11 protein-coding genes and 4 pseudogenes are annotated in these 18,954 nt (G+C 70.9%); 7 read left to right on the top strand and 8 right to left on the bottom strand.

Annotated features, from left to right (window positions below; translation table 11 throughout):
* Positions 1-3 precede the first annotated feature (3 nt).
* The 4 genes from ACIBM5_RS17285 to ACIBM5_RS17300 form a co-directional block, all read right to left on the bottom strand.
* Positions 4-1,650, bottom strand: a complete 1,647-nt coding sequence (locus tag ACIBM5_RS17285) for an indolepyruvate oxidoreductase subunit beta family protein (RefSeq protein ID WP_396007622.1) — start codon at positions 1,648-1,650, stop codon at positions 4-6.
* Complete coding sequence (locus tag ACIBM5_RS17290) at positions 1,650-3,812, bottom strand: thiamine pyrophosphate-dependent enzyme (protein ID WP_396007623.1); 2,163 nt, start codon at positions 3,810-3,812, stop codon at positions 1,650-1,652. The genes ACIBM5_RS17285 and ACIBM5_RS17290 overlap by 1 nt, the downstream gene beginning before the upstream one ends.
* Positions 3,813-3,897: 85 nt before the next feature.
* Positions 3,898-5,496, bottom strand: coding sequence for a phytoene desaturase family protein (locus ACIBM5_RS17295; protein ID WP_396007624.1), 1,599 nt, complete (start codon positions 5,494-5,496; stop codon positions 3,898-3,900).
* A gap of 464 nt (positions 5,497-5,960) precedes the next feature.
* Positions 5,961-6,941 carry an AraC family transcriptional regulator gene (locus ACIBM5_RS17300; RefSeq protein ID WP_396007625.1) on the bottom strand — a complete coding sequence of 327 codons (981 nt, stop codon included), beginning with the start codon at positions 6,939-6,941 and terminating at the stop codon, positions 5,961-5,963.
* A 113-nt stretch (positions 6,942-7,054) separates the two neighbouring features.
* On the opposite strand from ACIBM5_RS17300, the gene ACIBM5_RS17305 reads away from it, so the two are divergent.
* The 3 genes from ACIBM5_RS17305 to ACIBM5_RS17315 are packed head-to-tail and all read left to right on the top strand — an operon-like array spanning position 7,055 to position 10,870.
* A complete protein-coding gene (locus tag ACIBM5_RS17305) occupies positions 7,055-7,843 on the top strand; it encodes an SDR family oxidoreductase (protein WP_396007626.1) in 789 nt (262 codons plus the stop codon).
* 22 nt (positions 7,844-7,865) lie between these two features.
* Entirely contained in the window at positions 7,866-9,089 is a 1,224-nt protein-coding gene (locus ACIBM5_RS17310; protein ID WP_396007627.1) for a styrene monooxygenase/indole monooxygenase family protein, read from the top strand.
* 59 nt (positions 9,090-9,148) lie between these two features.
* Positions 9,149-10,870, top strand: coding sequence for a styrene monooxygenase/indole monooxygenase family protein (locus ACIBM5_RS17315; protein ID WP_396007628.1), 1,722 nt, complete (start codon positions 9,149-9,151; stop codon positions 10,868-10,870).
* Between the two features lie 69 nt (positions 10,871-10,939).
* On the opposite strand, the gene ACIBM5_RS17320 is transcribed toward ACIBM5_RS17315, so the two are convergent.
* From ACIBM5_RS17320 to ACIBM5_RS17330, 3 genes and pseudogenes are all read right to left on the bottom strand, one after another.
* Complete coding sequence (locus ACIBM5_RS17320) at positions 10,940-12,118, bottom strand: nitrilase-related carbon-nitrogen hydrolase (protein ID WP_396007629.1); 1,179 nt, start codon at positions 12,116-12,118, stop codon at positions 10,940-10,942.
* A complete protein-coding gene (locus tag ACIBM5_RS17325; protein ID WP_396007630.1) occupies positions 12,115-13,428 on the bottom strand; it encodes a M20/M25/M40 family metallo-hydrolase in 1,314 nt (437 codons plus the stop codon). Before ACIBM5_RS17325 ends, ACIBM5_RS17320 begins: the two co-directional genes overlap by 4 nt.
* Positions 13,425-15,178: pseudogene (locus ACIBM5_RS17330) on the bottom strand (amidohydrolase). The gene ACIBM5_RS17325 and the pseudogene ACIBM5_RS17330 overlap by 4 nt, the downstream one beginning before the upstream one ends.
* Before the next feature lie 156 nt (positions 15,179-15,334).
* On the opposite strand from ACIBM5_RS17330, the gene ACIBM5_RS17335 reads away from it, so the two are divergent.
* The 4 genes and pseudogenes from ACIBM5_RS17335 to ACIBM5_RS17350 form a co-directional block, all read left to right on the top strand.
* Positions 15,335-16,063, top strand: coding sequence for a response regulator transcription factor (locus ACIBM5_RS17335; protein ID WP_396007631.1), 729 nt, complete (start codon positions 15,335-15,337; stop codon positions 16,061-16,063).
* 220 nt (positions 16,064-16,283) lie between these two features.
* Positions 16,284-16,412 (top strand): annotated as a pseudogene (locus ACIBM5_RS17340) (ATP-binding protein); the annotation flags it as partial.
* Positions 16,413-16,483: 71 nt separating this feature from the next.
* A pseudogene (locus ACIBM5_RS17345) lies at positions 16,484-16,738 on the top strand (integrase core domain-containing protein); the annotation flags it as partial.
* Positions 16,739-17,119: 381 nt separating this feature from the next.
* Positions 17,120-17,227 (top strand): annotated as a pseudogene (locus tag ACIBM5_RS17350) (hypothetical protein); the annotation flags it as partial.
* A 456-nt stretch (positions 17,228-17,683) separates the two neighbouring features.
* Here the strand turns inward: ACIBM5_RS17350 and ACIBM5_RS17355 are convergent.
* Positions 17,684-18,892 (bottom strand): MFS transporter, encoded by a 1,209-nt coding sequence (locus ACIBM5_RS17355; RefSeq protein WP_396007632.1) that lies wholly within the window; start codon positions 18,890-18,892, stop codon positions 17,684-17,686.
* Positions 18,893-18,954: the final 62 nt, after the last annotated feature.

Consider the following 18,954-nt stretch of genomic DNA (forward strand, 5'->3'; position numbering starts at 1 on the left):
TCTTCAGGCGGTCCGGACCTTCGATGCCGGGTCGAGGGCCGCGACGGCGTCGCGCAGTGCGGTGCCGTCCTCGTCGGCGAGCGCGGCCGACCGCAGTCGCGCGAGTGTCGCGGCGGCGTCGGTGTGCTCGGACAGCGTGCGTGCGGCGTCCATCAGGACGGCGAAGCTTTCGCTGCCGTGCTTGTGGGTGTCGCCGTAGCCCTTGAGTACCCGTGGGCACTCGGCGATCTCACAGGCCAGGGCGTAGTCGGTCGACGCGGTGTCCACGACCAGGTCCAACCAGGCGTCGATGGCGGCCTGTTCGTGGCCGAACCGACCCGAGCGCGGCCGCAGCGGCCGCATCCGTGCCATCGTCCACAGCATCGTGAAGCCGACGACGGACGTGGTGTTCACGACCATGCCGTTGCGGGTGAGCCGCGCGACGAGCTTGCCGAAGAGCGCCGACCCGGCCAGCCGGCCGCCCAGCGAGGAGGGCAGGGTGTCGGTGATCTCCTCGAGTTGCGGGTGCAGGTACTCGCGGACCTGCATCAGTTGTCCCGGCTCGGCCCGGGCCTCGTCGCGGATGCCCTCGATCCGGCGTCGGCGAATCTTTTGCAGTGCGACGTGGACGGTGTCCTGATAGCACATCCACAAGGCGGTGTGCCGGGCCGCCTCCGTGGTCAGCCTCGCGTCGCCGTCCCGGTCGCGTTCCAGCGCGGTCAGCCGGGCCACCCGGTCGAGATAGCGGTCGGTGTACGCCGGGCTCTGGTACACCGCTGTGCGCTCGCAGCCGCGGAGCAGCATCGAACGGGCCGCTTCGGGGAATCGGGCGACCCGCGCGGCCCGGTCCCGCAGGCCGGGGCCGACCAACCGGCCCGGATCGGTCCTGGCGAGCCCCCGCCGCCGCTCCTCCTCGGCGGCCGCGGCCGCGACCACCGGGTCCGGTGGGGGCTTCCTGCCGATGCTCACCGCCACCGGGCCCGGTCCCGACACGGGCTTGGCGGCCGGTTGCGGCGGGGGCTGCCGGGCCGCGTCGTACCCGAGCGAGAACGCGGCCAGCGAGGACTGCACGCCCTTGCCCGATGCCCGTACGGCATCCTCGAACCGCGCACGGGCGAACGGGAGTTCCTCCGCGCCGGCCAACGCGCCGAACAGCGACGCGCTGATCAAGCTGCCCGCCTGGCCCGACAGCTTCATGAAGTCGGCACCGACGAAACGCCGCGCGCCCCGGTGCGCCGCCTCCAGCAGCAGATCACTGTCGGCTCGCCCGTCGCCCATCGCGATGCGCTCGGTGATCGCATAGACCCGGTTGGTGGACGCGATCAGCAAGGTGCGGTCCGGCGTGCAGAAGCCGCGCTGGATCGCGCGCCCCGCCTCCATCAGTTCCGACGCGATGACGATGTCGACCTCGCCGGGCGTGGGGAAGAGGCCCAGCACCGGTTCGGGGCGACCCCCCTCGGGCGGGCCGGCGGCCGGCGGCGGGAACATCTCGGCGTAGTAGACGGTCGCCCCGGTCCGTTGGGCGACCCCGGCGACCGAGGTGCTCTGCGCGGTGTAGCCCGCAGCCTCGCCCACGGCGACGATCCAGTCCGCGAGGACGCCGCCGCCCTCGCCGCCCATGGCCAGGATCGCGATCGTGATCGGGCGTGGTCCGAAGCGTCGGTTCGACATCAGGCCACCTCGTATTTCGCGGCGCGGCGCTCGACGGGTCCGGACAGCGCGGAGATCCAGGCCGATCTGATCCCGGCCAGGACCCGGTCCCGCCGGGTCTCGTTGACGACCACGTCGGTGCGGTAGAACGACGGGCACAGCGACGCCGCATGCGCGTTCGCGCCGCACACGCCGCAACCGACACAGCTGTCCGTCACCGTCGCGACCGGGTCGGTGCGCATCGGGTCCGGGTTGGCCTTGACGGTCAGCGACGGGCAGCCGGAGATCCGGATGCACGCGTGGTCGCCGGTACAGGTCTCGGCGTCGACGCCGAACCGCTCGCGGATCACCCGCCTGCCGTCCTTGATCGCCTTGTTCGTTCGGGGTTTCTCCCGGCGCTGCCGATTCAACTGGCACTCGCTCTGCGCGACGATGACCTTGGGCCCCGGTTCCCTGCCGGTCAGCGCGTCGACGAACAGGTCGCGCAGCTCGCCGACCCGGTAGGTGTCGGTGACGGTCCTGACCCACTTGACGCCGATGCCGCGGACGGCCCTCTCGATCGGGTGCCGGGTGGATCGCCGGGGGTTGTCGGCGCCGGAGGAGAGCACGTCCTGTCCACCGGTCGCCGCGGTGTACGCGTTGTCGACGACGACGAGGAGCTGGTCGTTGTCGTTGAAGACCGCGTTCCCTACTCCGCTCGTCAGACCGTTGTGCCAGAACCCGCCGTCGCCCATGATCGCGATGGTTCGGCGGTCCGCGTCCTTCGAGTTGAGGGCGGCCGCACCGGCCGAACCGAGGCCGTAACCCATGGTCGTGGCACCGAGGTTGAAGGGTTCGTTGATCGAGAACAGATGGCAGCCGATGTCCGCGCTGATGTGGTGCAGGCCGGTCTCTCGCTCGGCGAGCTTGAGCGCGCTGAAGATCGGACGCTCGGGGCAGCCGGTGCACAGACCCGGGGGGCGGGCCTGTACCGCCTGCGGTGCGACCCGCACGGCAAACGGGCTGCGCGGGTCGCTCTCGGGCAGCAGGAGCGTCGGCTCGCCGTCGAGCACGTCCGGGAGGTGGGTGGTCAGGAACGCGGACACCCCTCCGGTGACCGCCGAGGCGGTGTACTCGCCGGCCATCGGCAACAGGTCCTTGCCGTGCAGCGCCGTGGCCACCGCGGCGCGGCGCAGGATCGCGTGCAGGTTCTGCTCGAGGTAGTCGGGCTGGCCCTCCTCCAACAACAACACCGCGCGCTTGTCCGCGCAGAAGTCGAGGATCTCCGCGTCCACGACCGGATACGCCACGTTCATCACGTACAGCGGGATCCGGGTGCGGCCGTACGGATCCGAGCAGCCGAGCAGTTCGAGCGCCCGGTTGAGGGTGTTGTACAGGCCGCCCTGGACGATGATCCCCACGTCCGCCCGCCCGTTGCCGAACACCTCGTTGAGACCGCGCTCGCGGATGAAGTCCACCGCGGCCGGCAGCCGTTGGTGGACCTTCTCCTGCTCGTGCGCGAAGCTCGCCGGCGGCAGGACGATCCGGCCGAGGTCGCGTTGGGGATTCTCGATCGCGTCCGTGACGGTCGTTGCCGGCCGCACGTTGTCCTTGGCGACGAAAGTGCCGTGCAAGTGGCAGGATCGCAGCCGCAGTTGCAGCATCACCGGGGTGTTGCTGACCTCGGACAGCTCGAAGCCGGCTTCGACCGCCTCGACGATCGCGGTGAGGTTGGGTCTGGGGTCCAACAGCCACATCTGCGACTTCATCGCGAAGGCGTGCGAGCGCTCCTGCATGATGCTGGAGCCCTCGCCGTAGTCCTCGCCAAGGATGATCAACGCCCCGCCGGTGACACCGCCGCTGGCCAGGTTCGCCAGCGCGTCGGAGGCCACGTTGAGGCCGACCGTGGACTTGAACGTCACCGCGCCGCGCAGCGGGTAGTGCACCGAAGCGCCCAGCATCGCCGCGGCGGTCGCTTCCGAGGCGCTGTTCTCGAAGTAGACGCCGAGCTCGTCGAGGATCTCGTGCGCGTCCCCGAGCACGTCCATCAGGTGGGAGATGGGCGCGCCCTGGTAGCCGCCGACGTAGGCCACGCCGGACTGGAGCAACGCCTTGGTGACCGCCAGGATGCCTTCGACCCGCAGGGTGGTGCCCGCGCCGTGGCGTAGCTGTTGGACCTCGGTGGCAAAGGACCGCTCGGCCATGGCCGGCTCCTCTTCGTGCGTTGATGGATGGTGCGGCCGTGGGGGCACGACCGATGCTCACTCGCGTCGTTGGTACCGGTTCGGATCAGCGCCGGCGCAGGCGTCGCGGCGGGTGCACGAGCTGCTGCGCCACGAGGTGTCCGGATCCGCCGCCGAGCCCGGGGCCGGGATGGGTGGAGGCGCCGATCTGCCACAGCCCGGCCACGGGGGTCGCGTGGCGGGAGGCACCGGGCAGTGGTCGCCACAGCAGGTTCTGGTCGAGTTCGGCGGAACCGCCGTAGGGGTCGCCCGCCACCGCGTTGGGGTTGTCCGAGGCCAGGTCGGGCGGGGTGACGGCATCCCAGGAGAGCAGCTTGTCCGGCAGGTCGCGCGCGTGGCGTGCCACGCGGGACAGGACCCGGCGTACATACCCCTCGGTCAGCTCCTTCGTCCAGCCGCCGGTGACGTCCAGTTCGCCCGCCGCGTCGCCGCCGGGCTCGTACGGCAGTTCCTGGAGTTGTAGCCATAGGGCGGCGGCGCCCTCGGGCACCCGCGACGGGTCCAGGACGTGCTGTTGGCCGACGACGACGGTGGGGCGGCGCGGCAGCAGGCCCGCCTCGGCTTCGGCGCACGCGATCGCGGTGCCCGCCGAACCGTCGCTCAGGTGCAGCAGCGGGACGGCGGCGAGGCGGTCGTCACTCCAGTGGAGCGGGGCGGAGAGCGCGACGTGGATCTGCATCGCGGCGCGCCCGTACCGGTAGCGCCGCGCCTGCTCGCGGACCGCGGCCGGAACCGGGGCGGTCGCGGGCAGCAGGTCCCCGTACAGCGCGGTAGGGGTCACCGAGGCGAGCACGGCGCGGCGGGCAAGGATGCTCTCGCCGCCGCAGACGACCCCGCCGACTCTGCCGTCGGTGACGATCAGGCGCTCCACCGGGGTGCCCGTGCGGATGTCCACCCGCAGTTCGCCGAGCAGCGCCTCGAAGGCGGCGACGAAGTTCGCCGCGCCGCCCGCCACCACGGGCAGGCCGAAGCCGTGCATCGTCGCGGCCAGGATCGGCAGCATCAGACCGCCCGAGGCGTGGTCGGGGGAGAGCCCGGCGTGGAGCAGCCACGGGGTCCACAGCAGGTCCACCTCGTCGCCGCGGAACTCGCTCCGGCAATACGAGCGGGCGCTGGTGAGGGTGGCGCGCAGCCACGCCTCGGTGCCGGTGAGCCGCTCTCGGCGCAGCATCCGGGCCGCGTGCCGCAGGGCCCGGGACGAGCGCGGTTCGCTGCCCAGGAGGCCGCCGATGGCGTCGGCGTTGTCGAGGAAGCGCTGCAGCATGGCGAGGTAGGCGGTGCGGTCCTCGGCGTGGGCGAACGCCTGCGCGGTGGTGGTGGCGTCGCGGTGGGCCAGCACCGCGCGGCCGTCGTCGGTGACCGTGCCGGTGACGATGCCCTCGGTGTTGCGGTACTCCAGACCGTGGCGGTGCAGGTCGTCGCCGAGGGCGGCGTAGGCCGCGCCGGACACGAACAGCGGATGCCACGAGGAGTAGGTGTCATGCAGGTAGCCGGGCAGGGTCCGCTCCTCGGTGGCGATGAACCCGCCCAGTCGTCGGTGGCCCTCGACCAGGGCCACCGACCAGCCGGCCTTGGCCAGTTCAGCCGCCGCGACCAGGCCGTTCACGCCGGATCCGACAACGACGGCGTCGACCGTGCGTGCCATGGGTACTCCTTGGGCTGGTCGTTCGGGGGAGGGCGCGACAGGGGGTGGTACCCGGGACGGTGCCCATTCGGGCGGCGCTCTCCCGCGGGGCGTCGCGCGCGGCCGAACCGGACGCCGCCGAGTCGCGCCCGGGTCCGGGGCGGGCAGCGGCGGACGGCGAAACAACGGCGTCGAGCAGCTGATCGGTCGACGGGAAAATGCGTCCGCTCATTCGGGATCTCCACGCGGGGACGGCTTCGAGGCGTGCGAACGGGAGCTCGGGGGTTCGATTTCCACGGCCGGCCATGAGTTTTCGTGGCCGGCAATTGATGTTGCCAAGAAATTACGGGCACTCGAATTGCCGCACCGTCCGCAGAACGCGGGTCGCCGTCCACTTTCCGCCGGGTTCGCCATCTTGAGGCCCCCGTGGGTTCGGGGTCGACGGGAAGTCGTGGCCTTCCGCGCCCGCCTCGCCCGTCGGTCGGTCAGTCGCGCAGGGTCTGCGAGGGGTGCTCCCCGAACTGCTCCTTGTAGGCGATCGCGAAGCGTCCGGGGTGGAAGAACCCCCAGCGGTAGGCGACATCGGTGACCGTCGTGGTGCCCGGCGCGGCGGCGGTGAGCTCGGCGCGTACCCGGTTGAGCCGCACCACCCGCAGGTACGACACGGGTGTGGTCTCCAGGTGTCGGCGGAAGCCTTCCTGGAGTGCCCGTACGCTCACCCCCACGGCCTCGGCCACGTCCTCCACGGTCAGCGGTTCGGCGGCGTGGCCCTCGATGATCTCCATGGCCCTGCGGACCGCGGGCGGTGCCACCCTCGACTGCTCGGCGTGCAGCGCGGGGCTGAAGTTGTGCGGCTGGGCGAGCAGGAGCTGCGTGGTCAACAGGCCGACGAGCTGTTTGAGGATCAGCGGTTGGCCGAGCATGCCGCCGGCGTTGTCCGCCTCGCGCCGCAGCAGGTCGACGACGCCCAGCCAGGAGCGGGCGGCGGGCGTGGTGAGGTCCATGCCGAGGTGGAACCGCACAGGTGCCTTGGGGCTGCGGCCGAGCAGTTTGGCCAGGTGGTCCTCCAGGGCGGCCCGGCCGATCCAGACGATCAGTTGCGGGTTGCCGCTGCCCCAGTGCATGGCCAAGGGGTCGGTGGGCGCCGGCACGGACGCCCGCTGCGGGGTCGAGACGATCTGCGCGCGGCCGCAGGTGATCTCCGCGGCTCCGGCGAGCGGGATCTGGACCAGGTAGAAGGCCTCCAGGGCGCCCGGGGTGATCATCACCTCCGCCCCGTAGTCGAGGTAGAACAGGCCGGTCTCGCCGAACGCGACGCCGTGCATCCGCGCGTCCAGCCGTGCCGAGCGCCCGACCACCCGCAGGTCGTGGGCGCAGAAGGCACGCCCGACCTGCGAACGCGCGACGTCCACGTCGGACGTGTGGAACCGCTCGTGGGAGCCGAGCGGGAGCAGCGTGTCGAACATGCGGACCTCCGGCCGAGAGCGCGATCCGGACAGCGAGCAGCGTGTTGCGGATGGCAGCCCCTCGGCGCCGCACCTAATTTTTCAACACCTCGCGACAACGACCAGGAGACAGCATGAGTGGATTGCCGGTCAAGACCGCGCTGATTACCGGAGGGTCGACGATTATCGGGAAAGCGGTCGTCCGCGCTTTCCGTGCGGCCGGGGTGAATGTCGTCGTCGCGGATATCGATGAGGACGGCGGTCGCGCATTGGTGGACGAGTCGGCAGGGGGCGTCCTGTTCGTGCGGACCGACATCACCGACGACGCACAGATCGCCGACTGCGTCGCCCGCGCGATCGACACCTACGGCCGCCTGGACGTGCTGGTGAATCTGGCCTGCTCGTACGTCGACGACGGTTTCGTCTCCACCCGCGACCAGTGGGGCGCGGCCCTGGACGTGAACCTCGTCAGTGCCGCGCTCATGGCCAAGGCCGTCCATCCGCACCTGCTCGCCCAGGGCGGCGGGGCCATCGTCAACTTCACCTCCATCTCCGCCAAGGTCGCCCAGCCCGGGCGCTGGTTGTACCCGGTGAGCAAGGCCGCCCTGGTCCAACTCACCCGCAACATGGCGGTGGACCTGGCAGCCGACAACATCCGGGTCAACTCGGTGAGCCCGGGCTGGACGTGGTCGAAGGTGATGGACACGCTCACCGGAGGCGACCGGGACAAGACCGACCGCGTCGCCGCTCCCTACCACCCCTTGGGCCGTGTCGGAGACCCCGAGGAGGTCGCCCGCGTCGTCACCTTCCTGTGCTCGGACGAGGCGTCCTTCGTCACCGGCGCCGACTGGGCCGTCGACGGCGGCTACTCGGCCCTCGGCCCCGAAGGTCTCGTCCCCGCGATCCCCCGTCTCACCCAGTAATTTCGACCGGAGGTCCACGCTCATGCGCAAGATAACCATCATCGGGGCCGGGCAGGCCGGCCTCCAGCTCGGCATCGGGCTCCTGGACCACGGCTACCGGGTGACCGTCGTGACCGATCGCACCGGAGCGCAGATCCGCGAGGGCCGGATCATGTCCAGCCAGTGCATGTTCGGCACCGCCCTGGCCCACGAACGCACCCTGGGCCTGAACCTGTGGGACCGGGACTGTCCCCCCGTGGAGGGCATCTCCTTCGTCGTGCCGGACGGCACCGGCGGCACGGCGATCTCCTGGGCCTCGCGGCTGGACGCCGCGGCCCGCTCGGTCGACCAGCGGGTCAAGATGCCGGTATGGCTGGAGGAGTTCGAGCGGCGCGGCGGCACGACCGAACTGCGCGCGGCCGACGTGGCGGACCTGGAGCGCTACGCCCGCGAGTCCGACCTGGTGATCGTCGCCGCGGGCAAGGGCGAGATCGCCCAACTCTTCGAGCGTGACGCCGAGCGGTCGACGTTCGACCGACCGCAGCGCGCCCTCGCCCTGACCTACCTCACCGGGATGACCCCCAGAGACGAGTACTCCGCGGTCAGTTTCAACCTGATGCCCGGCGTCGGCGAATACTTCACCTTCCCCGCCCTGACCACCACCGGGCCCTGCGACATCATGGTGTTCGAGGGCGTCCCCGGCGGCCCCCTGGACTGCTGGGCGGGAATCGGTTCTCCCGAGGAGCACCTCGCGCTCTCCCTGGAGATCCTGCGCACCCACCTGCCCTGGGAGGCCGAGCGCTGCGGCGACGTCGCACTGACCGACCCCAACGGCGTGCTCGCCGGGCGCTTCCCGCCCACGGTGCGCAAGCCCGTCGGGCAACTCCCCTCCGGCGCCCTCGTCCTGGGCCTGGCCGACGTGGTGGTGCTCAACGACCCGATCACCGGCCAGGGTTCGAACAACGCGAGCAAGTGCGCGGCCTCGTACCTCGCCGCCATCCTGGAACACGGCGAACGGCCCTTCGACCGCGCGTTCCTGCGGGGGACCTTCGAACGGTACTGGGACTACGCGCAATACGTCTCGGGGTGGACCAACGCCATGCTGGGCGCGCCGCCCGCGCACGTCCTGAAGCTCCTGGACGCGGCGTCCTCCGCTCCGCGGATCGCGCACCGATTCGCCAACGGCTTCGACGATCCGCGGGACTTCTTCCACTGGTTCATGGACCCCTCGGCGGCCGAGACCTACCTCGCCGACGCGGCGGCCTGACGCACCGCGGAAGTGGCCCGTACCCACCGGGAACAGACGACGAATCACAGGAGCGACCCATGAGAAGCGTGGCCGTCATCGGCGCGGGGCAATCCGGCGCGCAACTGGCCCTGGGCCTGTTGGGCCGGGACTACGACGTCACTCTTGTCACCGACCGGGGACCGGACGAGGTCAGGCACGGCCCGGTCATGTCCAGCCAATGCATGTTCGACACGGCCCTGCGCACCGAACGCGCACTGGGCCTGGACGACTGGCAGGAGAAGTGCCCACGGATTCTCGGTGTCTCGCTGTCCCTGGCCGGCGCCGACCCGAGCGCCGACGTGCGGTGGCAGGCACCGTTGGACGCGCCCGCCCAGTCGGTGGACCAGCGGGTCAAGTGCGCCGCCTGGATGGAACGATTCGAGGAGGCCGGCGGGAAGCTCGTCGTGCGGGCGGCGTCGGTGGCCGACCTGGACGAGTACACCCGCAGCCACGACCTGGTCGTGGTCGCGACCGGCAAAGGAGAGCTGGGCCGGATCTTCCCGCGCGATCCCGAACGGTCCCCCCACGACCGTCCGCGCCGCGCGCTCGCCCTCACCTACGTCGCCGGCGCGCGGCCCCGCCCCGGCGGGCCGGTCGTCGACCTGAGGATCGTCCCCGGGGTGGGGGAGTACTTCACCTTCCCCGCGCTCACCGTCTCCGGCCCCTGCGAGATCATGGTCTTCGAGGGGGTGCCGGGCGGCCCGATGGACTGCTGGGACGACGTCCGCACGCCCGACGCGCACCTGGCCCGCTCACTGGAGATCCTGCGGCGCTGGTTTCCCGACGAGTACGAGCGCTGCCGCACCGCGACGCTCACCGACGACGGCGGGGTGCTGCGCGGCCGGCTCACGCCCACCGTGCGCCGCCCCGTCGCCCGACTGCCCTCGGGGCGCCACGTGTTGGGCATGGCCGACGCCGTCGTGCTGTGCGACCCGATCACCGGCCAGGGAGCCAACAACGCGGCGCAGGCGGCCGAACACTACCTGGACGGCATCCTGCGCCACGGCACCGAGGACTTCACGCCCGGGTGGATGCAGCGCACCTTCGACGGCTACTGGCGCGGGTGGGCCCAGTGGGCCGTCGCGTGGACCAACTCCCTGCTGGAGGGCGTCCGTCCACACCAGTGCCGGCTGCTGGGCGAGGCGGCCGAACTGCCCGAGGTCGCACGTGCGGTGGCGGACGGTTTCGACGACCCCCGAACGCTGTATCCCTGGTGGTCCGACCCGGCCGAGGCCGAGCGCCTGCTCGCCGACAAACGCGCCGCGGTGGACGCCGCCTTCGACGTCCGGGACCTGCGCCGGGCCTTCGGGCAGTACGCGACCGGGGTCACCGTGGTCACCGCCCGCGCCGCGGACGGGCGCAAGGTGGCGATGACGGCGAACTCCTTCACCTCGGTGTCGCTGGACCCGCCCCTGGTGCTGTGGTGCCCCTCCGCGAACGCGCCGAGCCTGCCCGACTTCACGGCGGCCTCACACTTCGCGGTCAACGTGCTGGCCGCCGACCAGCACCACCTCTCCCGCCGGTTCTCCACCGCGGCCGACGACAAGTTCGCCGACACCCCCACGGCCGAGGGCATCGCCGGAACACCGCTGCTGGAAGGGGTCGTTGCCCGGTTCCAGTGCCGGACCGTGCAGTGCCTGGATCTGGGCGACCACGTCGTCATGATCGGCGAGGTCGAACGGTACGAGGCGCCGGGCGGGGAGCCCCTGGTCTTCCACTCCGGCCGCTACCACCTCGCCGCGAAGCACCCCGACCTGTGACCGACCGTCGACTCCGCACGCGCCGCCACGTGTCGAGCCGCCGGCGCACGACGCCGACGGCTCGACAGGTCACCGGTCCGAGTCCTCCCACCGGGCCAACATCGCGGCCGGGTCGTCGTCCCCGGGTGGGGGGATGTACCGCGCGCCCGGAAAGGCGTGCGCGGGCGGCGTGTAGGACCCGCGCTCGATCAGGCGGGCGATGTTGGCGCGGTAGATCTCGTCGACGTCGGCATGACGCGTCGGATCGTGGTCGAGCCACAGGTTGGCCGGATGGACGGGTCGGTCGTACATCCGTCGGAAGAGTTCGGTACGCAGGTCCTTGAGCCAGTTGGAGTTGAGGTTCATCACCCGGAACTGGCGCAGCGCCTCGATGTCCACGATGCCGGCGACGAAGCTGTTGGCCCCGGAGCCCGTGTGTCCGATCACGGCGCCGAGGTGGTCGACGATGTGCGAGTGCCCGCCCCCGATGTCGTACGGGTGCCGGGCGTCGGGGGTCACGTACACCGGCCCTACGTTGGGGCAGACCATATAGAGGGAGTTGAACTGCGCGTGTGCCCGGTTCTGCAGGAGCCACGTCCCGCCGGGGTCCGGGCCGGCCTGGGTCATCGGCACCGCCTCGCTGGGCCGGTACACGACCTCGGCGCCGTTGAAGGCCAACGCCCGTACCGCCTCCGGGTATTCGCCGTCGCTACAGCAGATGGTCCCGATGTTGCCGATGTCTGGGGTGCGCAGGACGGGGTAGAACGCGTCGATCCCGTCGCCGAAGAGTTCGACCCACCGGTCGTAGACGTCGTGCGGGGTGCACGAGCGCTCACGACACCACACGTGGTTCTTGGCCGCCCGGTGCACGATCTCGCCCTGCGGGGAGATCACGAACAGCACGTTGAAGTACCGATCGGGGACGACCTCGGGCCAGCGCGCCTTGCACTGGACGACAAGGTAGGTCCCGTAGTGTCGCGCAAGCGCGGCCAGGCGGTCGGTCTCGGGGCCGGGAATGTCGATGAACAGGTCGCGGGCGGCCGGGACGTGCGGAAGGTCGAAGATCTCGTCGGTGAAGCCGGTGAGCGCGCCCTCGGCGAGCGCGATCAGCTTCACCGGCAGGTTGATCCCGATGGTCGAGACTGCGGCGTGCACGGCGTCCTCGATCGTGTCGAGGTTGCGGGCGATGTGCCGGCGCGCCCCGATGCCGTGCACGATGGTCGACAATCCGACAGCCATGTAGGGCGCGATCGGTGCGGTGTCGCTCATGCGCCGCACCAGTCGATCGCCGCCAGCGCGTAGGTCCGGGCCGCGCACACGATCTCGTCCACGGCGCAGCGTTCGTCGTAGGCGTGCGCCAGGGCGAGGGCACCCGGACCCAGGCCGACCGCCGGGATGCCCGCGGCGCAGAGCCAGGTGGAGTCGGCCGCCGAGGGGAACGCCTCGACGGCCGGCCTGCCGGCGTAGCGACCGCCGGCTCCCGCCCGTTCGCGGGCACCCGACACCACCGTGCACAGCGGATGGGTCGGATCCACCCGCGAGCCCGGATAGCACAGCTCCCAGGTGATCACCGGCGGGTGTGCACGCAGCCAGGGGTCGGTGGCGGCGATGTGCGCGACGTGCTCCTCGATCTCGGTGCGGATCGCGTCCTGGTCCTCGGCCGGCGGATGGAACACCGCGTAGACCATGCTCATGTGGTCGGGGATGAAGGCCCCACTGCGGGAGTGTCGGGCGCCGCCGTCGACGGATCCGGGGGCGATGGTGAACTGCCCGGGCTCGAAGAGCGGATCGTATTTGGTGATGGCCCAGTCGCTCTCCAGTCGCCGCAGGGCCTGATAGATCACGAAGCCCCGGTCGATGGCGCTGGCCGCGATCGGCTCCTTCGTGCCCGGTCCGCGCAGCATCCGCCCGCGCAGGCACGAGTGGGCGCTCTTGCCGGCGACGTCGATGCGCATCACCAGGACGCCGGGTGTCGCGGCCATGACCGACATCGGCCGGGTGGAACCGGTGGGTTCGGCCACGATCGCCGCGTCGGCGGTGTAGCCGCGGGCGAGTACCGCGGAGGTACCCAGGCGGTGTTCGAGGTTCTCCTCGCCGACCACGGCCTGGAGGATGAGGTCGCCACGCAGCCGCACCCCGCACTCGCGCAGCGCGCGCGCCGCGAACGCCTGGGCGACCAGGCCGCTCTTCATGTCCACGGATCCGCGGCCGCGAATCCAGCCGTCCTCGACGACCGCGTCGAACGGGTCGCCCGAGCGCCACGCCGTCGGGTCGCCGGGCGGAACCACGTCGACGTGACCGTTGAAGATCAGCGAACGGCCGCCGCCGGTACCGCGGATCACCCCGACCGCGTTGTCGCGTCCGGGGTCGACCGCGAACACGTCGACCTCGGCGCCGGCATCGGCGTAGACGCCCGCCAGCAGGCGGGAGACCTCGCCCTCGGCCCCGACCACGTCGTCGTAGACCTCGCCGGGGAAGGTCGGAGTGATGCTCGGGATGCGGATGGCCGCGACCAGGGTGTCCAACAACTCCTCGCGCAGGTCGTCCAGGCGCGTGAGGACCCGCTCGTGTTCGCTCATCGGCCGTTCTCCGTCTCGGGTGCGTCGACGGCGCCGCCGTCCTTGAGGTCGCCGCTGTCGTACACGGTGCGTCCGCCCAGCAGGGTGCGGAGCACCTTCGTGCCCGCGAGGTCCTCGACGGCGCAGCGCGAGGGGTCGCGGTCGACGATCGCGATGTCCGCGTGATGGCCGGGCACCAGGGCTCCGATGCCCTGCCACCCCAGGACCCGGGCCGCGCCCGTCGTCCACATCTGCAGTGCCTGGCCGCGGGTGAGCACCTGGTCGGGACCGGCGTTGCGGTGGTCGCAGCCGGCGAACCGGTGCGTCTGGGCGAGCTCGATCTGCTCCCACGGGTTCTTGGGCCCCCAGTCGGTGCCGCCGCCGAGATCCAGGCCCGCGTCGAGCAGTCGGTTGAGCGGAACGAGGTCGCGCCAGACCTGCTCGCCCATCCGCTCGCCGTACATCTTGCCTTTGCCCCACGCGAAGCCCGCCGACGTGGTGACCTGGAATCCGAGGTCGCGGTAGCGGCGGACCTGGTCGGGGTGATGGTGATCGCGTGTTGCAGGATCCAGCGCCGATCGCGGAAGTCGTGTTCGCGGACCACGCGTTCGGCGATCTCGAGGAAGTCGTCGTGCTCGCGGAAGGCGCCCAGGCACATGTTGGCGCGGATGCCGCGCTCGGCGCAGAACCGGACGAAGAGTTCCTCCTTCTCGACGGACAGGAACCGCACTCCTCGGGTGGGGCGCCCGAACGGGTCGGCGTACGGCTCGTGGGTCGCGAAGTAGCCCGAGAAACAGGGTCCGCCCGGACTCATGGTGATGCCGTCGATGCGCAGCAATTCGTCGTCGAGGTCCGGTGGTTGCGCGGTCAGGCGGTCCAGGCGGGCCAGGAAGTCGGTCGGTGTCAGCGGGTCGAACGGGGCGAAGATGACCGATTCGACGTCCGGCGCGGCCAGAACGCGGAAGGTGAGCAACCCCTGGGCTCGCAGGTGCCGGTAGACGTCGATGTGCTCGGGTTCCATGGCGTGACCCTCGTACACCGTGGTCACCCCGCGCGCGGTGAAGCGGGCCATCTCCTCGAGCGTGCCCCCGACGACGCGGTCGGGATCCAGTGCGGGCAGCCGCATCAGGATCTGGGACCAGAACGGGTCGTAGGTGTAGTAGTTGGTGACCGGCCCGCGAAGGATGCCGGTGAGTTCGCCCCTCTCGTCCTTGTCGATCTCGACGTCGCAGACGCGTTCCGGAAGGAACGCGGTCAGGCCGACGGCGCGCAGGCCCGCGCTGTTGAACGCCACCACGTTCGGCATCCGCGGCGCCCACGCCTGGATCATCACCGGGTGGTCGCCGGTCGCGGTGTCCAGCGTGTGGCGGTTCGGCAGGCGCCGCTCGGCGAGATCGGCGGACGAGCGCCGGACGAAGTAGTGCGGCTCCCCGACCGGTGTGCACATGATCCACTCGCCCGGGGGCGTCCGTGCCGCCTGCGCCCGGATCCGCGCCACGATGTCGGCGTGGTCGACCGCGTCGGTCAGGTCGACCAGGCCCGCGGCCAGGGCGCCGAAGTGCAGGACGTGCGGATGCGTGTCGATCAGGCCGGGCATCACGGTCGCCCCGGCGACGTCGATCGTTTGCGCTCCCGAGCCTGCGAGGCCCGCCATGTCGCGGGCACTGCCCGTGGCGAGCACCCGCCCGGCTTCCACCACCAGCGATTCGGCGTCGGGCGCGGACGGATCGAGCGTCAATACGTTTCCACCGGTGATGAATGTTCTGGTCATCCGCTGCCTCCGGTCCGACCGGCGGATCCGGTCATCCGGTGAGGCTAGGCGGGGGACCGGGCGGACACATCGATCCAACGGTTGATACCCGACCTTGACCCCTCGGGCGAGCCGCGGTTACCGTCGGTTTCCCCTCCCGAGGTGGCGGCGAGCCCCATGCATCCCAGCAGCACGCGATCCACGATCGGCCCGCAGAGCGTTGCCGAGTTCAAGGTGCAGACGATGGACTTCCTGGCCGAGTCCGTCTCGTCGACCGGCATGGTGTTCTACTCCGTCGACCCGGAGCTGAACGCGGTCGGCCATGTCTTCCGGGCGATTTCACCCGTGCGGAACACCACCTACCTGAGCTTCTTCCATCGGCTCGATCCGTTCCACCCACGGCAGTTCGCCGCCTTGGACACGCCGCTGGCCACGCTGTACGACCTGGGGGAGCGGTTCGACGCGTCGGAGTACTACCGGCGCTTCATGCGTCCCCTGGGGATCCGGTTCGAGGCCGAGCTGTACCTGCGCCACGGCGGGGAGCTGGTCGGCGGTGTTTCGTTGTTGCGGGACGCGCGCGAGGGCGACTTCACCCCGGGCGAGCTGCGGTTTCTGCGCAAGGCCCACCCCTATCTCGAATACGCCTTCGGTGCGTGGCAGCGGCCGACGGTCGACGCGGCCCCGGTGTCGGAGTGGGAGCTGACCGAGCGGGAGTTCGAGGTCGTCGCCCTGGTGCGGGAAGGCGTCACGAACGCGGAGATCGGCCGGGCGCTGTCGATCAGCGTGCCGACGGTCAAGAGTCACCTTCAGCACGTCTTCGACAAGACGGGGCTGCGTTCACGTACCCAACTCCTGGCCCACATGCTGCGCGACCGACCGGGTACCGCGGATCACCGGGAGCGCTGACGCCGGACCACGCCGGCGAGCTCGATGCGTCCAGCGGACGCCGCCGCCTCGGATCACCCGCACCTGGGACGTCACCGGCACACCTTTCTCGCACCTGACCTGTCAAGGCGGCACCTGGAGATTTCGAGTATTACCACGAAGACCATCGAGGACCGCGGGAGTTGGATACGGGCCGGTGGCGGCGGCGATTCCCGAAAAGGAACAAGTGCCGGCCCCAGTTGAATGGGGACAGGTGTTCGGCGACGAGGTCCTCGCCACTGCCATCCTCGACCGGCTCCTGCACCATTGCGACGTCGTCGCGATCAACGGTCCCAGCTATCGACCGAAGAACCGGCTCAAGGCCATCTAGCGCGAAACCGACGTCGCCTGACAACTGGGCACGTTCGGCTGTACTTGGCTGAGCACATTCCTCAGTACGCCGACAGCTGGGACCGCACCTGCCGCCACGAACTCCTCGACCGCACACTGATCCGGAATCAGCGTCACCTGCTCCGTGCCCTGCGCGAGTTCGAACGGCATTACACCGCGCACAGGCCGCACCGAACGCTCCAGCAGGCGGCACCGCTTCGTGCGCTGCCCGAGCCGATCACCGACCCCGACGAACTCCAGCGGTTGCGCATCCGCAGACAGGACCGACTCGGCGGCACCATCCATGAATACCGACATGCCGCCTGACCAGCGCGGATGGGGTTTCCGGCACCCACACCCCAGGGCGGCCAACCCCTGGATCGCCGCCAACCGGAACTGTCCCTCGGCCTGCGCACGCGTCGCGGCGTCCAGCCGGCCCCACCCCGGACGCGACATCGGCACCCGCGTACAGCACCGCCGCCCCCACAACGCGACCACCGCCGCCGCTGCACCGACCCCGCCGGCCCACACCCACCGGTGCCCGGTTCACCCCACCCATGACGCTTCATGACCACATGGAACCCCCCGGCCGGATCGCCCGGTGCGCAAAACGGGGGATCGGCCCGATTCCGAGGGGACTCCCCACTACGAGCCCCGGTGCGGGCCGCCATCGACCCCGCACCGGGGCTCGTACCTCGACGCCCGCCTGTGCTGATAACCGCCGACTGCGGTGGTTCCAACGACCCCCGCCGTTGGACATGGAAGAAGCACCTCGCCGCCTTCGCGTTGGAAAGCGGACTCGAGATCACGGTTTGCTGCTGGAGGTCGCGCAGGCCGACCCACATGGACCGGATGGTCTCCTCAGCTCCGCGGAGTGCGCGGACTGCTGCAAACAGGACGCCGAATGGCCACCGGGCGAGGGCCGACGGCCGGGAGCGGTGCGCGTTGCGACGGTCAAGCAGGGGTGGTCGTTTCGCCATCGGCCTCGGCCTCGCCGGGCGCGGTGGCCTGGGGGGTCGCCAACGCCCGTGACGCGAGCCGAGCCGTGTGCCGGTGTCCGTTCCGTGTCGGGGTCCGGTGATCGGTCGGTCGCGTCCGGGGCCTGGGTGGCGGAGGATTCGGGGGCGTGCGGCCGGCGGCTCGACGGAGTCGACCGGGACCCGGCGACATGGCGCCACTGCACGCCCAGAACACTGCGATCCCAGCGGCCGATTCGGATCGACGCGGGCTGCATCGGTTCGGGAAAGGGCCGCCCCGAGAGCAGGCTTTGCGCTATCCGGGACGCGACGCCGGGTGATGCAGCGTGGCGGCGACGACCGCGCTCAGCAGGGCCACGGCCGTGGCGATCGTGAAGGCCGCTGCTCCGTTGTCGTTCGGATCGGTCGCGGCGCCGGCGACCGCGGTACCCAGGCCGTACCCCGCCCACGTGAAGGTGTTGAGCCAGGCGAAGACCTCGGTGCGGTATCGCTCGGGTGCCTGCTCGGCGAGCAGGATGGGCACCAGGATGTCGCGGGGGCCGCTCAACAGTCCGGACGCGGTGACCGTCATGGCGAGGACGGTGAGACCCGGGGCGAAGATCCCCGTGAACAACGCGGCGGCGTCGAGGAGGCACAACACCACGAGTGCGAGCCGCCCGTGCGGCGAACCCGCGCGGGCGCCGTAGCCGAGCGCGCCGGCCAAGGTGCCGGCCGACAACAGCGCCATGAGCAGCCCGGCCGACTCGCCGGAGCCGAAAGCGGTGGCGTCGGCGGCAGTGGCGATGCGCAGGCAGCCGAAGCCGAACGTGGCGAACGCGGCCAGTACGAGCAGGACCAGAGTGGGCCGATGGACAAGCGGACCGATGAGTCGGGCGCGCCGGCTGCCCGGGTCCGCCGGCCGTTCGGTCGTTGCCGACGCGAGTGGCATCGGTGAGGAGAGGATCAGCAGGGCCACGCCCGACAACACCGTGACTGCGGCCACCAATACCACGGTTCGGGCCGACATCACCGGCAGGAGCGCGCTCACCAGCGCGGGGCCGACGATGAACATCAGTTCGTTGACGGCGCTGTCCAGGGCGTAGGCGGCGGGCAGCGAGGCGGCGGGGACCAGGCGCGGCCACGCGTCCCGGATCACCGGCCCGGCCGGCGGGTTGGTCAAGCCCAACAGCGACGCCGCACCGATCAGCGCGGGCGCGGGCGCGTCCAGGGCAAGGACGGCCAGCAGGAGTGCGTAGGCGCCGGTGTGAGCGGCCAGATAGCCCACCAGGACACGGCGGGCGCCGAAGCGGTCGGCCAATCGTCCGCCGATCGGAGCGCACAGGGCCAGTGCGAGTGCGTGGGCCGTCAGGGCGAGTCCGGCCGCGGTGTATGAGCCGAGGTGCTCCAGGGCGACCAGGAGTAGGGCGACGCCCAGGACGGGCGGGCCGATCTTGACGCACAGGTCTGTGGCTATCAGTCGGGGTACCCCGGGATGGGTCAGGAGTCGTCGGTACGGCGCGATCACGGTAATCTCCGTTACCCTCAAAAGTGATTACGCCTATTACGAAGCGAGAGGAAGTTACTCGT

The organism is Embleya sp. NPDC050493 (assembly GCF_044458105.1).
In the GTDB taxonomy this organism is placed as follows: domain Bacteria; phylum Actinomycetota; class Actinomycetes; order Streptomycetales; family Streptomycetaceae; genus Embleya.

Bases quoted from the DNA above. Each gene is read 5' to 3' on its own strand.
- ACIBM5_RS17310 (WP_396007627.1), top strand. From the start codon at position 7,866: ATGCGCAAGATAACCATCATCGGGGCCGGGCAGGCCGGCCTCCAGCTC.
- ACIBM5_RS17305 (WP_396007626.1), top strand. From the start codon at position 7,055: ATGAGTGGATTGCCGGTCAAGACCGCGCTGATTACCGGAGGGTCGACG.
- ACIBM5_RS17300 (WP_396007625.1), bottom strand. From the start codon at position 6,941: ATGTTCGACACGCTGCTCCCGCTCGGCTCCCACGAGCGGTTCCACACG.
- ACIBM5_RS17335 (WP_396007631.1), top strand. From the start codon at position 15,335: ATGCATCCCAGCAGCACGCGATCCACGATCGGCCCGCAGAGCGTTGCC.
- ACIBM5_RS17320 (WP_396007629.1), bottom strand. From the start codon at position 12,118: ATGAGCGACACCGCACCGATCGCGCCCTACATGGCTGTCGGATTGTCG.
- ACIBM5_RS17315 (WP_396007628.1), top strand. From the start codon at position 9,149: ATGAGAAGCGTGGCCGTCATCGGCGCGGGGCAATCCGGCGCGCAACTG.
- ACIBM5_RS17325 (WP_396007630.1), bottom strand. From the start codon at position 13,428: ATGAGCGAACACGAGCGGGTCCTCACGCGCCTGGACGACCTGCGCGAG.
- ACIBM5_RS17285 (WP_396007622.1), bottom strand. From the start codon at position 1,650: ATGTCGAACCGACGCTTCGGACCACGCCCGATCACGATCGCGATCCTG.
- ACIBM5_RS17290 (WP_396007623.1), bottom strand. From the start codon at position 3,812: ATGGCCGAGCGGTCCTTTGCCACCGAGGTCCAACAGCTACGCCACGGC.
- ACIBM5_RS17295 (WP_396007624.1), bottom strand. From the start codon at position 5,496: ATGGCACGCACGGTCGACGCCGTCGTTGTCGGATCCGGCGTGAACGGC.